Annotated in this window: 14 protein-coding genes; 3 read left to right on the forward strand and 11 right to left on the reverse strand. The window is 59.6% G+C overall.

What is annotated here, in order from left to right:
• Positions 1–220 precede the first annotated feature (220 nt).
• The 3 genes from cadR (at position 221) to FLQ44_RS00020 (ending at position 2,768) form a co-directional block, all read left to right on the forward strand.
• Entirely contained in the window at positions 221–655 is a 435-nt protein-coding gene (cadR, locus tag FLQ44_RS00010; protein ID WP_240801136.1) for a Cd(II)/Pb(II)-responsive transcriptional regulator, read from the forward strand.
• A gap of 375 nt (positions 656–1,030) precedes the next feature.
• Positions 1,031–1,936: a LysR family transcriptional regulator gene (locus FLQ44_RS00015; protein WP_147692509.1), complete on the forward strand. Its 906-nt coding sequence runs from the start codon at positions 1,031–1,033 to the stop codon at positions 1,934–1,936.
• A complete protein-coding gene (locus FLQ44_RS00020) occupies positions 1,920–2,768 on the forward strand; it encodes a transporter substrate-binding domain-containing protein (RefSeq protein ID WP_206208583.1) in 849 nt (282 codons plus the stop codon). Before FLQ44_RS00015 ends, FLQ44_RS00020 begins: the two co-directional genes overlap by 17 nt.
• A 71-nt stretch (positions 2,769–2,839) precedes the next feature.
• Here FLQ44_RS00020 and sucD read toward each other — a convergent pair whose 3' ends face one another.
• The 11 genes from sucD to sdhC all read right to left on the reverse strand — a co-directional run bounded on the left by sucD (position 2,840) and on the right by sdhC (position 15,712).
• Positions 2,840–3,724 carry a succinate--CoA ligase subunit alpha gene (gene sucD, locus FLQ44_RS00025; RefSeq protein ID WP_017506953.1) on the reverse strand — a complete coding sequence of 295 codons (885 nt, stop codon included), beginning with the start codon at positions 3,722–3,724 and terminating at the stop codon, positions 2,840–2,842.
• 27 nt (positions 3,725–3,751) lie between these two features.
• On the reverse strand, positions 3,752–4,921 hold the full coding sequence (sucC, locus tag FLQ44_RS00030; protein WP_017506952.1) for an ADP-forming succinate--CoA ligase subunit beta: 1,170 nt from the start codon (positions 4,919–4,921) through the stop codon (positions 3,752–3,754).
• Between the two features lie 178 nt (positions 4,922–5,099).
• On the reverse strand, positions 5,100–6,533 hold the full coding sequence (gene lpdA / locus FLQ44_RS00035) for a dihydrolipoyl dehydrogenase (RefSeq protein WP_147692510.1): 1,434 nt from the start codon (positions 6,531–6,533) through the stop codon (positions 5,100–5,102).
• 99 nt (positions 6,534–6,632) lie between these two features.
• The gene (gene odhB / locus FLQ44_RS00040; protein ID WP_147692511.1) at positions 6,633–7,883 is read right to left on the reverse strand and encodes a 2-oxoglutarate dehydrogenase complex dihydrolipoyllysine-residue succinyltransferase; all 1,251 of its coding nucleotides are present in this window, start codon (positions 7,881–7,883) and stop codon (positions 6,633–6,635) included.
• 54 nt (positions 7,884–7,937) lie between these two features.
• On the reverse strand, positions 7,938–10,766 hold the full coding sequence (locus FLQ44_RS00045) for a 2-oxoglutarate dehydrogenase E1 component (protein ID WP_147692512.1): 2,829 nt from the start codon (positions 10,764–10,766) through the stop codon (positions 7,938–7,940).
• Positions 10,767–10,916: 150 nt separating this feature from the next.
• Positions 10,917–12,206, reverse strand: coding sequence for a citrate synthase (gene gltA / locus FLQ44_RS00050; protein WP_147692513.1), 1,290 nt, complete (start codon positions 12,204–12,206; stop codon positions 10,917–10,919).
• Positions 12,207–12,263: 57 nt separating this feature from the next.
• Complete coding sequence (locus FLQ44_RS00055; protein WP_147692514.1) at positions 12,264–12,512, reverse strand: FAD assembly factor SdhE; 249 nt, start codon at positions 12,510–12,512, stop codon at positions 12,264–12,266.
• On the reverse strand, positions 12,509–13,213 hold the full coding sequence (locus FLQ44_RS00060; RefSeq protein WP_017506946.1) for a succinate dehydrogenase iron-sulfur subunit: 705 nt from the start codon (positions 13,211–13,213) through the stop codon (positions 12,509–12,511). Before FLQ44_RS00060 ends, FLQ44_RS00055 begins: the two co-directional genes overlap by 4 nt.
• 20 nt (positions 13,214–13,233) lie before the next feature.
• Positions 13,234–15,000 carry a succinate dehydrogenase flavoprotein subunit gene (gene sdhA, locus FLQ44_RS00065; protein WP_147692515.1) on the reverse strand — a complete coding sequence of 589 codons (1,767 nt, stop codon included), beginning with the start codon at positions 14,998–15,000 and terminating at the stop codon, positions 13,234–13,236.
• On the reverse strand, positions 15,000–15,344 hold the full coding sequence (sdhD, locus tag FLQ44_RS00070) for a succinate dehydrogenase, hydrophobic membrane anchor protein (RefSeq protein ID WP_147692516.1): 345 nt from the start codon (positions 15,342–15,344) through the stop codon (positions 15,000–15,002). Before sdhD ends, sdhA begins: the two co-directional genes overlap by 1 nt.
• Positions 15,338–15,712, reverse strand: coding sequence for a succinate dehydrogenase, cytochrome b556 subunit (sdhC, locus tag FLQ44_RS00075; protein WP_147692517.1), 375 nt, complete (start codon positions 15,710–15,712; stop codon positions 15,338–15,340). Before sdhC ends, sdhD begins: the two co-directional genes overlap by 7 nt.
• Between the last annotated feature and the right edge of the window lie 14 nt (positions 15,713–15,726).

Consider the following 15,726-nt stretch of genomic DNA (forward strand, 5'->3'; position numbering starts at 1 on the left):
TCGTGGTCGTGGTCGTGGTCGTGGTCGTGGTCGTGGTCGTGGTCGTGGTCGTGGTCGTGGTCGTGGTCGTGGTCGGCAGCATGTGGCTGCGCGGCGGTAACGGGAATAATCTTGCTGCCAGGTTTGGGTTGGTACAGTGCCATGATGGTCTCCACAGAAGCTTGCTTGTGCTATTGCAAACCCTGTAGCTACTATAAGGTCAAGCCCCCAAAGGAGAAAGATGATGCAAATCGGCGAACTGGCAAAACGCACCGGCTGCGAAAGCGAAACCATCCGCTATTACGAACGCGAAGGCTTGTTGCCGGCACCGGCGCGTAGCAGCAGCGGCTACCGCCGCTACGAACAGCCGCATCTGGAACAGCTGGCGTTTATCCTGCACTGCCGCTCGCTGGGCATGCCACTGGCCGATATCCGCCTGCTGGCCGGCTTTCACCAGCAGCCGGCCGCCGAGCCGTGCGACCGCGTGAACGCGCTGATCGACCAGCAAATCAGCCGCGTGCACAGCCAGATCGAAGCCCTGCAAAAGCTGGAAATACAGCTGCAACAGCTGCGCGCACGCTGCGAGAGCCCGCATACGCTGGCGGACTGCGGCATTCTGAAAACGCTGGATGATGCGGCTACGGGCGAGGCCTGCGCCTGTCACGACGCGTCGTAGCCAGCTTGGCCGCAAGGCGCGCTGTACAAAACAGGCAGGCAAAAAAAAAGCCGGCTTGATAGCCGGCCGAACAACGCTCGTAAGGGGAAAACAGAGGATTCACCTCGTACACAATCCCCGGATGTACGAGGCACCAGATAATCCTGAACCAGCACTAGGCTGGTGCCTGTACCAAAAGTGGCAAAGCCACCTGTGGCAGACAGCGGGTGTTTCGCAGCTGCGTCGGGAGGAGAATCCTTGGCAGCCTTTAGCGGTCAACACCTGCTGTGTTTACGAGCCACAACACAACACAGAGAGTGATGCGGAGTATACGTAGGTTTATTGCATTCTAAAAATGAATTAAAATTATCAAAACTATTCTATTTTGGAATGATTATGGACATCAAAGCGCTGCGCTATTTTGCCGAGCTGGTACGCCAGCAAAACTTTACCCGCGCCGCCGAGGCGCTGTTTGTCACCCAGCCCACCATCAGCAAGATGGTGAAGCAGCTGGAAGACGAGCTGGGCACGCCGCTGTTGATACGCGAAGGCAAAAGCTTTCAGCTGACCGACGCCGGGCGGGTGGTCTACCTGCGTGGGCAAGACGTGCTCGCTGCGCAGCTACGCTTGAAAAACGCGCTGGCCGACCTGGCCTCGCTAGCACGCGGCGAGCTGGTGGTAGGTCTGCCGCCCATGGCCGGTGGCGCTTTCTTTGCCCCGGTGGTGGGCGCGTTTCGCGACCGCTACCCTGGCGTAGAGCTGAAAATGGTGGAAGACGGCGCCCTGGCCATTGAAAGCAGCATCCGCTCGGGCAACCTGGAAGTCGGCGCCGCCGTGCTGCCGGTAGACCACCACACCTTCAACAGCCTGAGCCTAGTACGCGACCGCCTGTGCCTAGTGGCCCCGGCCGGCAGCCCCTGGCATGGCCGCGCCATGCTGACCCTGCCCGACGTGGCCGACCAGCCCATCGTGTTTTACCCCGAGGACTTCTCGCTCACCACGCGCATCAGCGATGCTTTCCGCATGATGGGAAAAAACATCAACATTGCCGGGCGCAGCGCGCACTGGGATTTTATCGTTGCCATGGTGGAAGCTAGACTGGGTATTGCCCTGCTGCCCCAAGCTATTGCCAGCCAGCTGGAGCCGCACCGCTTCGACGTGATCCCCATTGATGATGAGCGCATCATCTGGCACATCGGCCTGATCTGGAAGAAAGACAGCTATCTTTCCCATGCAGCCCGGGCCTGGATCACCCTGACCCGTGAACTGCTACTGGATAGCCACCATGCCAGCCCGCCTTAAACTGTTCTTGCTAGGCCTGCTCATCGGGGCAAGCTGCCACGCAAACCCGGTGCTGATCAGCTACCCCATTCTGCCCACCAAGGGCGACCCGCAGCTGCACTACATGCTGTCCCTGCTAAAGCTGGCCTGCGGCAAAGCCGGGAGTACCTGCCTGCTACGCCCAGGCCCGGCCATGGTACAAGGGCGGGCCATTCTGGAGCTACAACGCAAGCAAAGCCGCATCGATGTGATGTGGACCATGACCAACCGCGAACGCGAACGCCTGCTGCTCCCCATCCGCATCCCGCTGTACAAGGGCCTGATAGGCTGGCGGGTGGCGCTGCTGCCCCCCGGCAAAGCCCACCTGCTGGCCGAGGTAAACAGCGTCAAAACCCTGGCCAGGTTTACCGCCGGGCAAGAGCACGACTGGCCGGACACCACCATTCTGCAAGCAGCGGGCCTGCCGGTAGTGAGCACGCCGGACTACGAACCGCTGTTCACCATGCTGGCCAAGCACCGCTTTGACTACTTTCCGCGCAGTGTCATCGAGATCCAGAACGAACAGCGCACCCATGCCGACCTACGCCTGGAAATAGACCAGCACATCCTGCTGCACTACCCTACCGCGTTTTACTTTTTTGTCAGCCCCAACCGCCCCAAGCTGGCGCAAATGATCCGCCAGGGGCTGGAGCTGGCCATCAGCGACGGTAGCTTCGACGCGCTGTTCCAGCAGCACAACGGCAACACCCTGCGCGCACTGCAGCTGGATAAACGCCAGATCATTCACCTGGCCAACCCCTTGCTGCCACCTGATACGCCGCTAGAGCGCAAAAACCTGTGGTATCAGCCGTAAAGGTTGGCCGCAGGCAATAAAAAACGCCACCGCATGCGGTGGCGTTGTGCTGTTCTGGCGAGGCAGAAAGCTTAGATCATGCCCTTGCTTTTCAGCAGTTCGAACATGGTCTTGCCGATTTCGGCCGGGCTGCGGGTGTAGGCGATGCCTGCACGCTCGAAAGCCTTGAATTTCTCTTCGGCAGTACCTTTGCCGCCAGAGATGATGGCGCCAGCGTGGCCCATGCGTTTGCCTTTTGGTGCAGTCACACCAGCGATGTAACCTACTACCGGCTTGGTCACGTACTGTTTGGCAAACTCGGCGGCTTCTTCTTCGGCGGAACCACCGATTTCACCGATCATCACGATCGCGTCGGTATCCGGGTCGTCCTGGAACAGGCGCAGCGCGTCGATGTGGCTGGTACCCGGGATAGGGTCGCCGCCGATACCGATGCAAGTGGACTGGCCCAGACCCAGCGCGGTGGTTTGTGCCACAGCTTCGTAAGTCAGGGTGCCGGAACGGGACACGATACCGATACGGCCCGGGTTGTGGATGTGCCACGGCATGATGCCGATCTTGCACTCGCCCGGGGTGATGATACCTGGGCAGTTCGGGCCGATCAGGCGGATGCCGGCTTCGTCTACGGCTTTTTTCACGTACAGCATGTCCAGGGTAGGCACGCCTTCGGTGATGCACACGATCAGCTTCACGCCGCTTTCAACCGCTTCCAGGATGGAATCCTTGGCGAAAGCTGCCGGTACGTAGATAACCGAAGCGTCAGCCTGGGTTTCACGTACAGCGTCTTTCATGGTGTTGAATACCGGCAGGCCCAGGTGCTCGCTGCCACCTTTGCCCGGGGTTACACCGCCAACCACCTTGGTGCCTACTTTCAGCGCCTGTTCGGCGTGGAAAGTACCGTTTTTGCCGGTGAAGCCTTGCACCAGCACTTTCGTATCTTTGTTTACCAATACGCTCATTTTGAAATCCTTATGCGGTGCAGGTGATTACAGGGCGGCAACAGCAGCAACGATCTTCTCGGCTGCGTCGTTCAGGCCCTGGGCGGAGGTCAGTTTCAGACCGGAATCGTCCAGGATCTTGGCACCCAGCTCGGCGTTGTTGCCTTCCAGGCGCACAACAACCGGTACGGTCACGTTCACTTCTTTAACGGCAGCGATAATCGCTTCGGCGATCATGTCGCAACGTACGATGCCGCCGAAGATGTTGATCAGCACGCCTTGTACCGAGGTATCAGCCAGAATCAGCTTGAACGCTTCGATCACGCGCTCTTTGGTTGCGCCGCCGCCCACGTCCAGGAAGTTGGCAGGCTGGCCGCCCTTCAGCTTGATGATGTCCATGGTGGCCATGGCCAGGCCGGCGCCGTTTACCATGCAGCCGATGTTGCCTTCCAGGGCTACGTAGTTCAGGTCGAACTCGGAAGCTTTCACTTCGCGTTCGTTTTCCTGCGACTTGTCGCGCTGGGCCAGCAGGGCCGGGTGACGGTACAGGGCGTTGGAGTCCAGGTTGATCTTGCCGTCTACGCAAGCCAGTTCGCCGTTTTCGCGCAGTGCCAGCGGGTTCACTTCGAACAGGGCAAAGTCGTTTTCAACGAAAGCGTTGTAAGCACCCAGCATCAGTTTGCTGAACGCTGCGATCTGCGAACCGGACAGGCCCAGGGCGAAGGCCGCGTCGCGGGTCTGGAACGGCTGCATGCCTACCAGCGGGTCCACTTCGATCTTGATGATCTTTTCCGGGGTTTCTTCGGCTACTTTTTCGATCTCCACGCCGCCTTCGGTGGACACCATGAATACCACGCGCTGGGAACCGCGATCTACCACGGCGCCCAGGTACAGTTCGCGCTGTACCGGGTACATGTCTTCACATACCAGCACGCTGTTTACCGGCTGGCCGGCTGCGTCGGTCTGATAGGTTACCAGGTTGGTACCGATCAGGGTTTTGGCTACTTCGGCAGCTTCTTCGCGGGTTTTCACCACTTTTACGCCACCGGCTTTGCCGCGGCCACCAGCGTGGACCTGGGCTTTTACAACGGCAAATTTACCGCCCAACTGGTCGTAGGCAGCAGCGGCTTCTTCCGGCGTGGTGGCCAGAATGCCTTTTTGCACCGGCAGGCCGTATTTGGCCAACAGCTCTTTCGCTTGGTATTCGTGCAGGTTCATTAAGTTTCCTTTCGGGTGGATAGTTGGCTGGCTTTGCGGCCAACCTTGCTATGCCTGAGATGTCGCGATTGTACCGCCTGGGCTACAAGCGGTGTGTTCTATCGATATCGGCAACAAAACCATAGAGGCAGCGGGCCGGCACTTTACCCTGAAAGTGCCCTGCCTGCTGCCTGTTCTTTTAGCCGTGCAGGGCGCGCTTGTCAGCGGCCAGGGCGGCTTCGTGTACCACTTCGGACAGGCTCGGGTGGGCATGGACAATGCGTGCCAGGTCTTCGCTGGCAGCTTTGAATTCCATGGATACCACGCCTTCGGTCACCAGCTCGGACACCATCGGGCCAATCATGTGCAGGCCCAGGATGCGGTCGGTCTTGGCGCACGCCAGCAGCTTCACGGTACCTTGTGCCTGGCCCAGACCCAGCGCACGGCCGTTGGCCGCAAAGCTGGAGGTGCCTTTCTTGTACTCGATGCCTTCTGCTTTGAGCTGCTCTTCGGTCTTGCCGACCCAGGCGATTTCCGGGCTGGTGTAGATCACCCACGGAATCACGCCAAAGTCTACGTGCGGCTTCTGGCCGGCGATACGTTCGGCCACGGCCACGCCTTCTTCCGACGCTTTGTGCGCCAGCATCGGGCCGCGTACCACGTCACCAATCGCCCATACGTTTGGCAGGTTGGTGTGGCAGTGGTCGTCTACCACGATGAAACCGCGGTCGTCCATTTGCAGGTTCACGTTGGCGCCACCCAGGCCCTGGGTGTGCGGCACGCGGCCAATGGACACGATCAGCTTGTCGAACTCGGCTTTCACGGTTTCGCCGTTCAGCTCGTAGTTCACCACTACGCCGTTGTCAGCCTTGGTGATCTCGCCAATTTTCACGCCCAGCTTGATATCCAGGCCGGTGTCTTTGGTCAGGGTCTTGAAGGCTTCCTTGGCGATTTGCTGGTCGGCAGCGCCCAGGAAAGTCGGGGCGGCTTCCAGAATGGTGACGTCGGCGCCCAGGCGCTTCCATACCGAACCCATTTCCAGGCCGATGACACCTGCACCGATCACGCCCAGGCGTGCCGGTACAGCGGTCAGCGCCAGGGCGCCTTCGTTGTCCAGTACGATCTGGTTGTCGGTCGCCAGGCCCGGCAGCTGGCGCGGGCTGGAGCCGGTAGCGATGATGACGTGGGTGGCTTCCAGGGTATCCACCACGGCGCCGTTATCGGCTACCTCGATGACCCATTTTTCGTTCTGGCGGGCTTTCAGCGTGGCCAGACCGTGGACGTTGGCGACCTTGTTCTTTTTGAACAGAAAGCTGATACCACCGGCGTTCTTGGTGATGATGTCGTTCTTGCGGGCCAGCATTTTGGCCACGTCCATCTGCGCGCCTTCTACGCTGATACCGTGCTTGGCAAAGTCGTGCTGTACGGCGTGGAAGTTTTCCGACGACTGCAGCAGGGCCTTGGACGGGATGCAGCCTACGTTCAGGCAGGTACCACCCAGCGAAGGCTTGCCTTCCGGGTTTTTAGTAGCGTCTACGCAAGCGGTGCTGAAGCCCAGCTGGGCTGCACGAATGGCAGCTACATAGCCGCCAGGGCCGCCGCCGATCACTACTACGTCGAATTGTTGGGACATGGTGTTCTCTATCCTGTAGCAAGTTGGCCGCGTGCGGCCAACTTGCCAGTTCGTCGTGAATGGCGGATGACAGGCTGCGCCTGCCCCCGCCTGCGGTGATTACAGATCCAGGATCAGGCGAGCCGGATCTTCGATGGCGTCCTTGATGGCTACCAGCGACAGCACGGCTTCGCGGCCGTCGATGATGCGGTGGTCGTAGGACTGCGCCAGATACATCATCGGGCGTACCACAACCTGGCCGTTTTCTACGACAGCGCGCTCTTTGGTAGCGTGCATGCCCAGAATGGCGGATTGCGGCGGGTTGATGATCGGGGTGGACATCATGGAGCCGAAGGTACCGCCGTTGGAGATGGTGTAGGTACCGCCAGTCAGCTCGTCCACGGTCAGCTTGCCTTCCTGGGCGCGCTTGCCGAAGTCGGCGATCTGTTTTTCGATGTCGGCCAGCGACAGCTGGTCGGCGTTACGGATAACCGGCACCACCAGGCCACGCGGGCTGCCTACTGCCACGCCGATGTCGAAGTAGCCGTGATAGATGATGTTGTTACCATCTACCGACGCGTTCACGATCGGGTATTTCTTCAGTGCGGCAACCGCGGCTTTCACAAAGAAGCCCATGAAGCCCAGCTTCACGCCGTGCTCTTTTTCGAACTTGTCTTTGTATTTGTTGCGCAGGTCCATCAGCGGCTTCATGTTCACTTCGTTGAAAGTGGTCAGAATCGCGTTGGTTTGCTGCGACAGGATCAGGCGCTCGGCTACGCGCTGGCGCAGGCGGGACATCGGCACGCTCTGCTCCGGGCGGCCGGAAGTCAGCGCAACCGCATTCACGGCAGGGGTGGACGCCAGGGCGACACCAGCAGACGGTGCGGCAGCAGCGATCACCGGGCCGGACTGGGCCGGGGCAGCAGCCGGCTTGGCGGCGGCAACGTCTTCTTTCAGGATGCGGCCATCACGGCCGGTGCCGGCTACGTCAGCCAGGTTCACGCCGGTTTCGGCGGCCAGCTTGGCAGCGGAAGGCATGGCAGCGCCGCCGGTAGCAGCAGCTTGTACCGGGGCAGCAGCCGGGGCAGCGGCAGGCGCTGCAGCAGCGGGCGCAGACGCACCAGCGGTGGCTTCGGTATCGATGTGGGCGATCAGCTGGCCGGAGGTCACGGTCGCGCCATCCTGCTCGATGATTTTCACGATCACGCCTGCCAGTGGGGCTGGCAGTTCCAGTACCACTTTGTCTGTTTCCAGATCGATCAGGTTTTCATCGCGGGCAACAGCCTGGCCTACTTGCTTGTGCCAGGTCATCAGGGTGGCTTCGGACACGGATTCCGGGAGCTGGGGGACTTTGACTTCGATAATGGCCATTGTTCTTCTCCGTTGTGGGGCGGCTTGCTGCCGCCCCGTTCTTTTGTGCAGGTGTTATTTATTGAGCGAAAACGCTTCTTCGACGAAGGACTTGAGCTGGGCAACGTGCTTGCTCATATAGCCCACGGCTGGGGAGGCCGACGACGGACGACCGGCAAACTCCAGCGTCTGTTTGGCTTGCAGCAGGCCTTCCAGGCGGTGGCGGATCTGGTACCAGGCACCCTGGTTACGCGGCTCTTCCTGTACCCACAGCAGCTCTTTCACGTGCGAGAACTGGGCCAGCTCGGCTTGCAGCAGCTCGGTCGGGAACGGATACAGCTGTTCGATACGGATAATGGCCACGTCTTCTTCCATGCCACGCTCTTTGCGGCCGTTGACCAGGTCGTAGTACACCTGGCCAGCGCACAGCAGTACGCGCTTCACCTTTTTCGGGTCCTGGATGCTGGCGTCGCCAATCACCGGGCGGAAAGAGCCCTGGGTGATGGTTTCGATCGGGCTCATCGAGTCTTTGTAGCGCAGCAGGCGCTTGGACAGGAAGATCACCAGCGGCTTGCGATACGGGCGCAGTACCTGGCGACGCAGCATGTGGAACATCTGCGCGGCTTCGGACGGCATCACGATCTGCATATTGTGCTCGGCGCACAGCTGCAGCCAGCGTTCCAGACGGGCGGACGAGTGCTCCGGGCCCTGGCCATCGTAGCCGTGCGGGAGGATGGAGGTCAGGCCACACAGACGGCCCCACTTGGTTTCGCCAGAGGAGATGAACTGGTCAATGGCCACCTGGGCGCCGTTGGCGAAGTCGCCGAACTGGGCTTCCCAGATCACCAGCTGGTCCGGGGCGGAGCAGGCGTAGCCGTACTCGTAGGCCAGTACCGCTTCTTCGTTCAGGATCGAGTCGATCACGCGGAAGTCGGCCTGGTTTTCGCTCATATTGGCCAGCGGGATGTAAGTACCCTGGTCCCACTTTTCGCGGTTCTGGTCGTGCAGTACCGAGTGGCGGTGCGAGAACGTGCCACGGCCCGAGTCTTCACCGGAGATGCGTACGGCGTAGCCGTTGGTCACCAAGCTGGCGTAGGCCAGGGTTTCTGCCATACCCCAGTCCAGCGGCTGCTCGCCGCGCGCCATGGCCTGGCGGGCTTCGATAACGCGCTTCACGGTAGGGTGCGGTTTGAAGTCGGCCGGTACGTGGGTGAACTTCTCGGCCAGACGCTGTACGTCGGCTTGCTGCAGGCTGGTATCGGTCGGGTGTGCCCAGTGGGTGCCCTGATACAGGCTCCAGTCCAGCGCGTGTTCGCGGCGGTAGTTGGACAGCACGGTCTGCTCGACGTGTTCGCCTTTGTCCAGCGCATCACGGTAGGCACGAATCAGGTCGTCTGCGGCTTCGGCCTTCAGTACACCTTCGGCGACCAGACGCTGTGCGTACATGGCGCGCACACCGGCGTGCTTGGCGATGCGCTTGTACATCATCGGCTGGGTCAGGAACGGATCGTCGCCTTCGTTGTGGCCCAGTTTGCGGTAGCACACCAGGTCGATGACCACGTCCTTCTTGAACTGCATGCGGTATTCCAGCGCAGCCTGCATCACGTAGCAGACGGCTTCCGGATCGTCCCCGTTCACGTGGAAGATCGGTGCTTCGATCATCTTGGCCACGTCGGTACAGTACAGGGTGGAACGCATGTCGCGGGTATCGGAGGTGGTAAAGCCTACCTGGTTGTTGATCACCAGGTGGATGGTACCGCCGGTACGATAGCCACGGGTTTGCGACAGGTTGAAGGTGCCCTGGTTCACGCCCAGGCCGGCAAAGGCGGAGTCACCGTGAATCAGCAGCGGCACGACCGATTTGCCTTCCACGTCGTTGCGGCGCTCCTGGCGGGCGCGCACGGAACCTTCTACTACCGGGTTCACGATTTCGAGGTGGGACGGGTTAAACGCCAGCGATACGTGCATCGGGCCGCTGGCGGTAGGGATATCGGACGAGAAGCCCATGTGGTACTTCACGTCGCCCGAGGCCAGCTCTTGCGCTGCCTTGCCTTCGAACTCGGCAAACAGGTCGCGCGGCAGCTTGCCCAGGGTGTTCACCAGCACGTTCAGGCGGCCACGGTGGGCCATGCCGATGATCAGCTCTTCTACGCCGTAGGCGCTACCGTTCTGGATCAGGTGGTCCAGCGCGGCGATGGCGGATTCGCCACCTTCCAGCGAGAAACGCTTCTGGCCTACATAGCGGGTATGCAGGTAGCGTTCCAGCGTTTCTGCCGCGGTGATCTGCTTCAGAATGCGTTGTTTTTTCTCTGCGTTGTAACGCGGGGTGGACAGGTCGCCTTCAAAGCGCTTCTGTACCCAGTGTTTTTCTTCAGAGGTGGTGATGTGCATGTATTCCACGCCCACATTGCCGCCGTAGGTCTGTTTCAGACGGGCGAGAATGTCGGACAATGGCAGCTTTTGCGGGGCAACCAGCGAGCCTACATTGAACTGCACAGCCATATCGGCATCGGACAGGCCATGTTGAGCCGGGTCCAGCTCACGCATGGTCGCCTGGTCCATACGCTTGAGCGGGTCCAGGTTAGCCTGGCGGGAACCCAGTACGCGCCAAGCCGAAATCAGCTTCAGTACGCCTACCTGCTTTTGCATGGATTCCCAGTTGGCTACATCGCTGCTGCGCTGGCCAGCCAGCGGCTTTTTGGCCAGCTGAATGAACGACTCCTGGATAGGCTGATGCGCTACGTCGCGCTCTGCCGCACCCGGTGCCATTGCCAGCTTATCGAAGTAATCCCGCCATTCCGCCGGAACCACGTTCGGATCAGCGAGATACTGTTCGTACAGTTCCTCGATGAACGGTGCATTTCCACCAAACAGGTGGGAATGACTGTACATGGATTGCATCATTATTCGACCCTTTTGTCTGCGTTGCTGCTTTGCAAAAACCGTTTTGACAAAAAGAGCTATGTGGACACGGCGTCGCACACGCCTCTTTTTGACAGAACGCTCTTCACCGCAAAAAGGTTGGCCGCATGGCGGCCAACCTTTTGCTAGCGATTAACGCTGTTCCTGCGGGATGTAGTCGCGGCGCTGGGCACCGGTGTACAGCTGACGCGGACGGCCGATCTTCATTGTCGGGTCGGCAATCATTTCAGCCCAGTGCGAGATCCAGCCCACGGTACGTGCCAGGGCGAAGATCGGGGTGAACATGGATACCGGAATACCGATAGCCGACAGCACGATACCGGAGTAGAAGTCTACGTTCGGGTACAGCTTGCGCTCGATGAAGTACGGGTCTTCCAGGGCGATTTTTTCCAGCGCCATGGCCAGTTTGAACTTCGGATCGTTGTGCAGGCCCAGCTCGCTCAGCACTTCGTCGCAGGTCTCTTTCATGATGGCTGCGCGCGGGTCCATGTTCTTGTACACGCGGTGACCAAAACCCATCAGTTTGTGGGTCTTGTTCTTCACGCCTTCCATGAACGCCGGTACGTTTTCTACCGAACCGATTTCGTCCAGCATCTTCAGTACAGCCTCGTTGGCGCCACCGTGGGACGGGCCCCACAGGCAGGCGATACCGGCGGCGATACATGCAAACGGGTTGGCACCAGAGGAGCCAGCCAGACGCACGGTAGAGGTAGACGCGTTCTGCTCGTGGTCGGCGTGCAGGGTGAAGATGCGATCCAGGGCCAGGGCCAGGGTCTTGTTCACCTTGTACTCTTCGCACGGGGTAGAGAACATCATGTGCAGGAAGTTCTCGGCGTAGGTCAGGCCGTTTTTCGGGTAGGAGAACGGCAGGCCCTTGTTGTAGCGATACGCTTGGGCGGCAATGTTCGGCAGCTTGGCGATCAGGCGGTGTGCCGAGATCTTGCGGTGTTCCGGGTTATTGATGTCCAGCGAGTCGTGGTAGAAGGCAGACAGCGCGCCAACCACACCCACCATCACCGCCATCGGGTGTGCATCACGACGGAAGCCTTTGAACAGGCTCATCAGCTGGTCGTGCAGCATGTTGTGACGCATGATGCCGCGCTCGAATACCTTGCGCTCTTCTGCGGTAGGCAGCTCGCCATTCAGCAGCAGGTAGCACACTTCCAGGTAGTCGCTCTTCTCGGCCAACTGTTCGATAGGGTAACCGCGGTAGTACAGCTGACCCAGGTCACCATCGATAAAGGTGATTTGCGACTCGCAGCTGGCGGTAGCCAGGAAGCCGGGGTCAAAGGTGAACATACCGGTTTTGGAGAACGAACGGATATCGACTACGTCCGGGCCCAGGGTACCTTTCAGTACCGGCATCTCCAGATTGTCTTTGCCATCGTTGTAGGTGAGCGTCACTTTACGATTGTTTTCCACAGCAATACTCCCAGTTCAGTTTGTGGTCGTTGTAATTTGTTTTGCTGCTTGCAGGCCTTAAGCCGCCCGCAAAATCCCGATGATGTGTGCCAGCTCGGGATCGTCTACTTCCGCTTTGCCGTTTACGTAGTCCAGGAAGTCGTTATCGCCCAGCTCCAGGCACTTCCTGTACGCGGCAAGCTCGGCCATGGTGAGCTGGTCGAAGCCATTAGCCAGAAAACGCTCCAGCACAATGTCCAGTTCCAGCAAACCACGGCGCGAGCGCCAGCGGATCCGTTTTATTTCAACCGGATCGATGTCGGTCATACGGCACGCTTAACCATCATGTCTTTGATCTTGCCGATCGCCTTGGTCGGGTTCAGACCTTTCGGGCACACATCCACGCAGTTCATGATGGTGTGGCAACGGAACAGGCGATACGGGTCTTCCAGGTTGTCCAGACGCTCGTTGGTCGCCAGATCGCGGGTATCGGCGATAAAGCGGTAGGCAGCCAGCAGGCCGGCCGGGCCAACGAATTTGTCCGGGTTCCACCAGAAAGACGGGCAGGAAGTAGAGCAACAGGCGCACAGAATGCACTCGTACAGGCCGTCCAGCTCCAGACGGTCTTCCGGCGATTGCAGGCGCTCGCGCTCTGGCGGTGGCGTGTCGTTGATCACGTAAGGCTTGATCGAGTGGTACTGCTTGAAGAACTGGGTCATGTCCACGATCAGGTCGCGGATAACCGGCAGGCCAGGCAGCGGGCGCAGCTCGATAGGCTGTTTCAGGTCAGCCCAGTTGGTCACGCAGGCCAGGCCGTTCTTGCCGTTGATGTTCATGGCGTCAGAGCCACAGATACCTTCGCGGCAGGAGCGACGGAACGACAGGGTGTCGTCCATGGCTTTGAGCTTGACGATCACGTCCAGCAGTTTTACGTCGTTCGGGCCCAGCTCGATCTCGTAATCCTGCATGTACGGCTTGGCGTCCTTGTCCGGATCGTAGCGGTAAATGGAAAAACGGGCTTTGGTCATGTTGATCTCCTGGTCGCCGCTTAGAAAGTACGCTCTTTCGGCGGGATGTAATCCACCGACAACGGTTTGGTGTGCACTGGCTTGTAGGTCAGGCGACGGTCATCGCCGTAGTACAGGGTGTGCTTCATCCATACCTCGTCGTCGCGCTGCTGGAAGTCGGCGTGGGCGTGGGCGCCACGGGACTCTTTACGCGCATCGGCGGAGATCAGGGTAGCCACAGCCACTTCGATCAGGTTTTCCAGCTCCAGCGCTTCGACACGTGCGGTGTTGAAGACTTTGGATTTGTCCTTGATCTGGATGCGTTTTACACGCTCGGCCACTTCCTGGATTTCCTTCACGCCCTGTGCCAGGTTTTCCGAGTTACGGAACACGGCAGCACGCGCCTGAACGGTACGCTGCATGGCGGTACGTACTTCGGTCACGTCTTCGCCGTTGGTCTGGTTGTCCAGGCGGCTGATACGGGCCAGGGAGCGCTCTGCGGCGTTGGCCGGCAGCGGTTTCCAGTTAGGCATTTCATTGCGGATGAACTCGACCATGCTGTCGCCGGCCGATTTGCCGAATACCACCAGGTCCAGCAGGGAGTTGGTACCCAGACGGTTGGCACCGTGTACCGATGCGCAGGCACATTCGCCAGCGGCATAGAAGCCGTTTACGCGGGCTTCCGGGTTGTCGCCTTGCGGGATCACCACTTCGCCACGGTAGTTGGTCGGAATACCGCCCATCATGTAGTGGCAAGTCGGGATAACCGGAATCGGTTCCTTGATCGGGTCTACGCCGGCAAACTTGATGGCGATCTCGCGAATGCCAGGCAGGCGCTGTTTGATGATGTCCGGGCCCAGGTGGTCCAGCTTCAGCAGCACGTAGTCTTTGTTCGGGCCGCAACCACGGCCTTCCAGCACTTCCTGCTCCATGGAGCGGGCCACGAAGTCACGTGGGGCCAGATCTTTCAGGTTTGGTGCGTAGCGCTCCATGAAGCGCTCGCCGTTAGCGTTCAGCAGAATACCGCCTTCGCCACGCACACCTTCGGTAATCAGTACGCCGGCACCGGCTACGCCGGTGGGGTGGAATTGCCAGAATTCCATGTCTTCCAGCGGGATACCTGCGCGCACGCACATACCCAGGCCATCACCGGTGTTGATGAAGGCGTTGGTGGAAGCTGCGTAGATACGGCCAGCACCGCCGGTAGCAAACAGCACGGCTTTCGCGTGGAAGATGTACACCTCGCCGGTTTCCATTTCCAGGGCAGTCACACCCACCACATCGCCAGCTTCGTCACGGATCAGGTCCAGTGCCATCCACTCGACAAAGAACTGGGTGTTGGCGCGCACGTTACGCTGGTACAGCGTGTGCAGCATGGCGTGGCCGGTACGGTCGGCTGCGGCACAGGCGCGCTGCACCGGGCTTTCACCGTTGTTCTGGGTATGGCCGCCAAACGGACGCTGGTAGATCTTGCCGTTTTCCAGACGGTCGAACGGCATACCGAAGTGTTCCAGTTCGATAACGGCTTCCGGCGCCTTGCGGCACATGAACTCGATAGCATCCTGGTCGCCCAGCCAGTCCGACCCTTTTACGGTGTCGTACATATGCCATTCCCAACGGTCTTCCTGCACGTTGCCCAGCGAGGCGGAGATACCACCTTGAGCAGCAACAGTGTGCGAACGGGTAGGGAATACTTTGGAAAGTACGGCAGTTTTCAGGCCGGACTCGGACAGTTGCAGGGCAGCACGCATACCTGCGCCGCCGCCGCCAACAATTACTGCATCAAATCGACGAACGGGTACAGTCATTACAGCCCCCAGACAACCTTAAGCGAATAAATAAAACAGGACACCAGCCACACTGCAGTTACGGAGTGCAGGGTCAGGCGAACGCCTACCGGCTTGATGTAGTCCATCCACAGGTCACGAATACCTACCCAGGCGTGCAGGAACAGCGCCAGCAGGGTAGTTTGGGTCAGAACCTTTACCCAGGTCAGGCTAAACAGGGCTTTCCAGCCTTCGTAGCCAGCCGGCATGGCCAGCAGGAACAGCACCAGCATGACGGTGTAAGCCAGCATGATCACGGCGGTGACACGCTGCATGATCCAGTCGCGCAGGCCGTAGTGAGCACCAACGACGTTGCGGTTTACCATAGGATGGCCCCCAGAATCACAGTCAGAGACAGGCTGACTACCAGCACCAGCTTGGCAGTAGCGCGGGCGGTCTGCAGTTCCAGACCTTTATGAATATCGAGCAGCAGGAAACGGATGCCGGCCACTGCGTGATGCAGGAATGCCCAGAGGAAGCCGATCAGGATCAGTTTCATCAGGGGATGGGCAACTACGGCGCGATAGCTGTCGAAGGTTTCTGCGGAACTGAGCGAACCGCTCAAAAGATAGATCAGGAGTGGCAGCGAAAAAAACAATGCCACACCGCTGATTCGGTGCATGATCGAGACAATGCCCGGAAGAGGCAGCCTGATCTTGCCCAGATCTAAGTGCTTAGGTCGTTGCTTCTGCATAGAGCTTCCTTGGA

Origin of the sequence: Vogesella mureinivorans (assembly GCF_007644035.1) — a bacterium.
GTDB lineage: Bacteria > Pseudomonadota > Gammaproteobacteria > Burkholderiales > Chromobacteriaceae > Vogesella > Vogesella mureinivorans.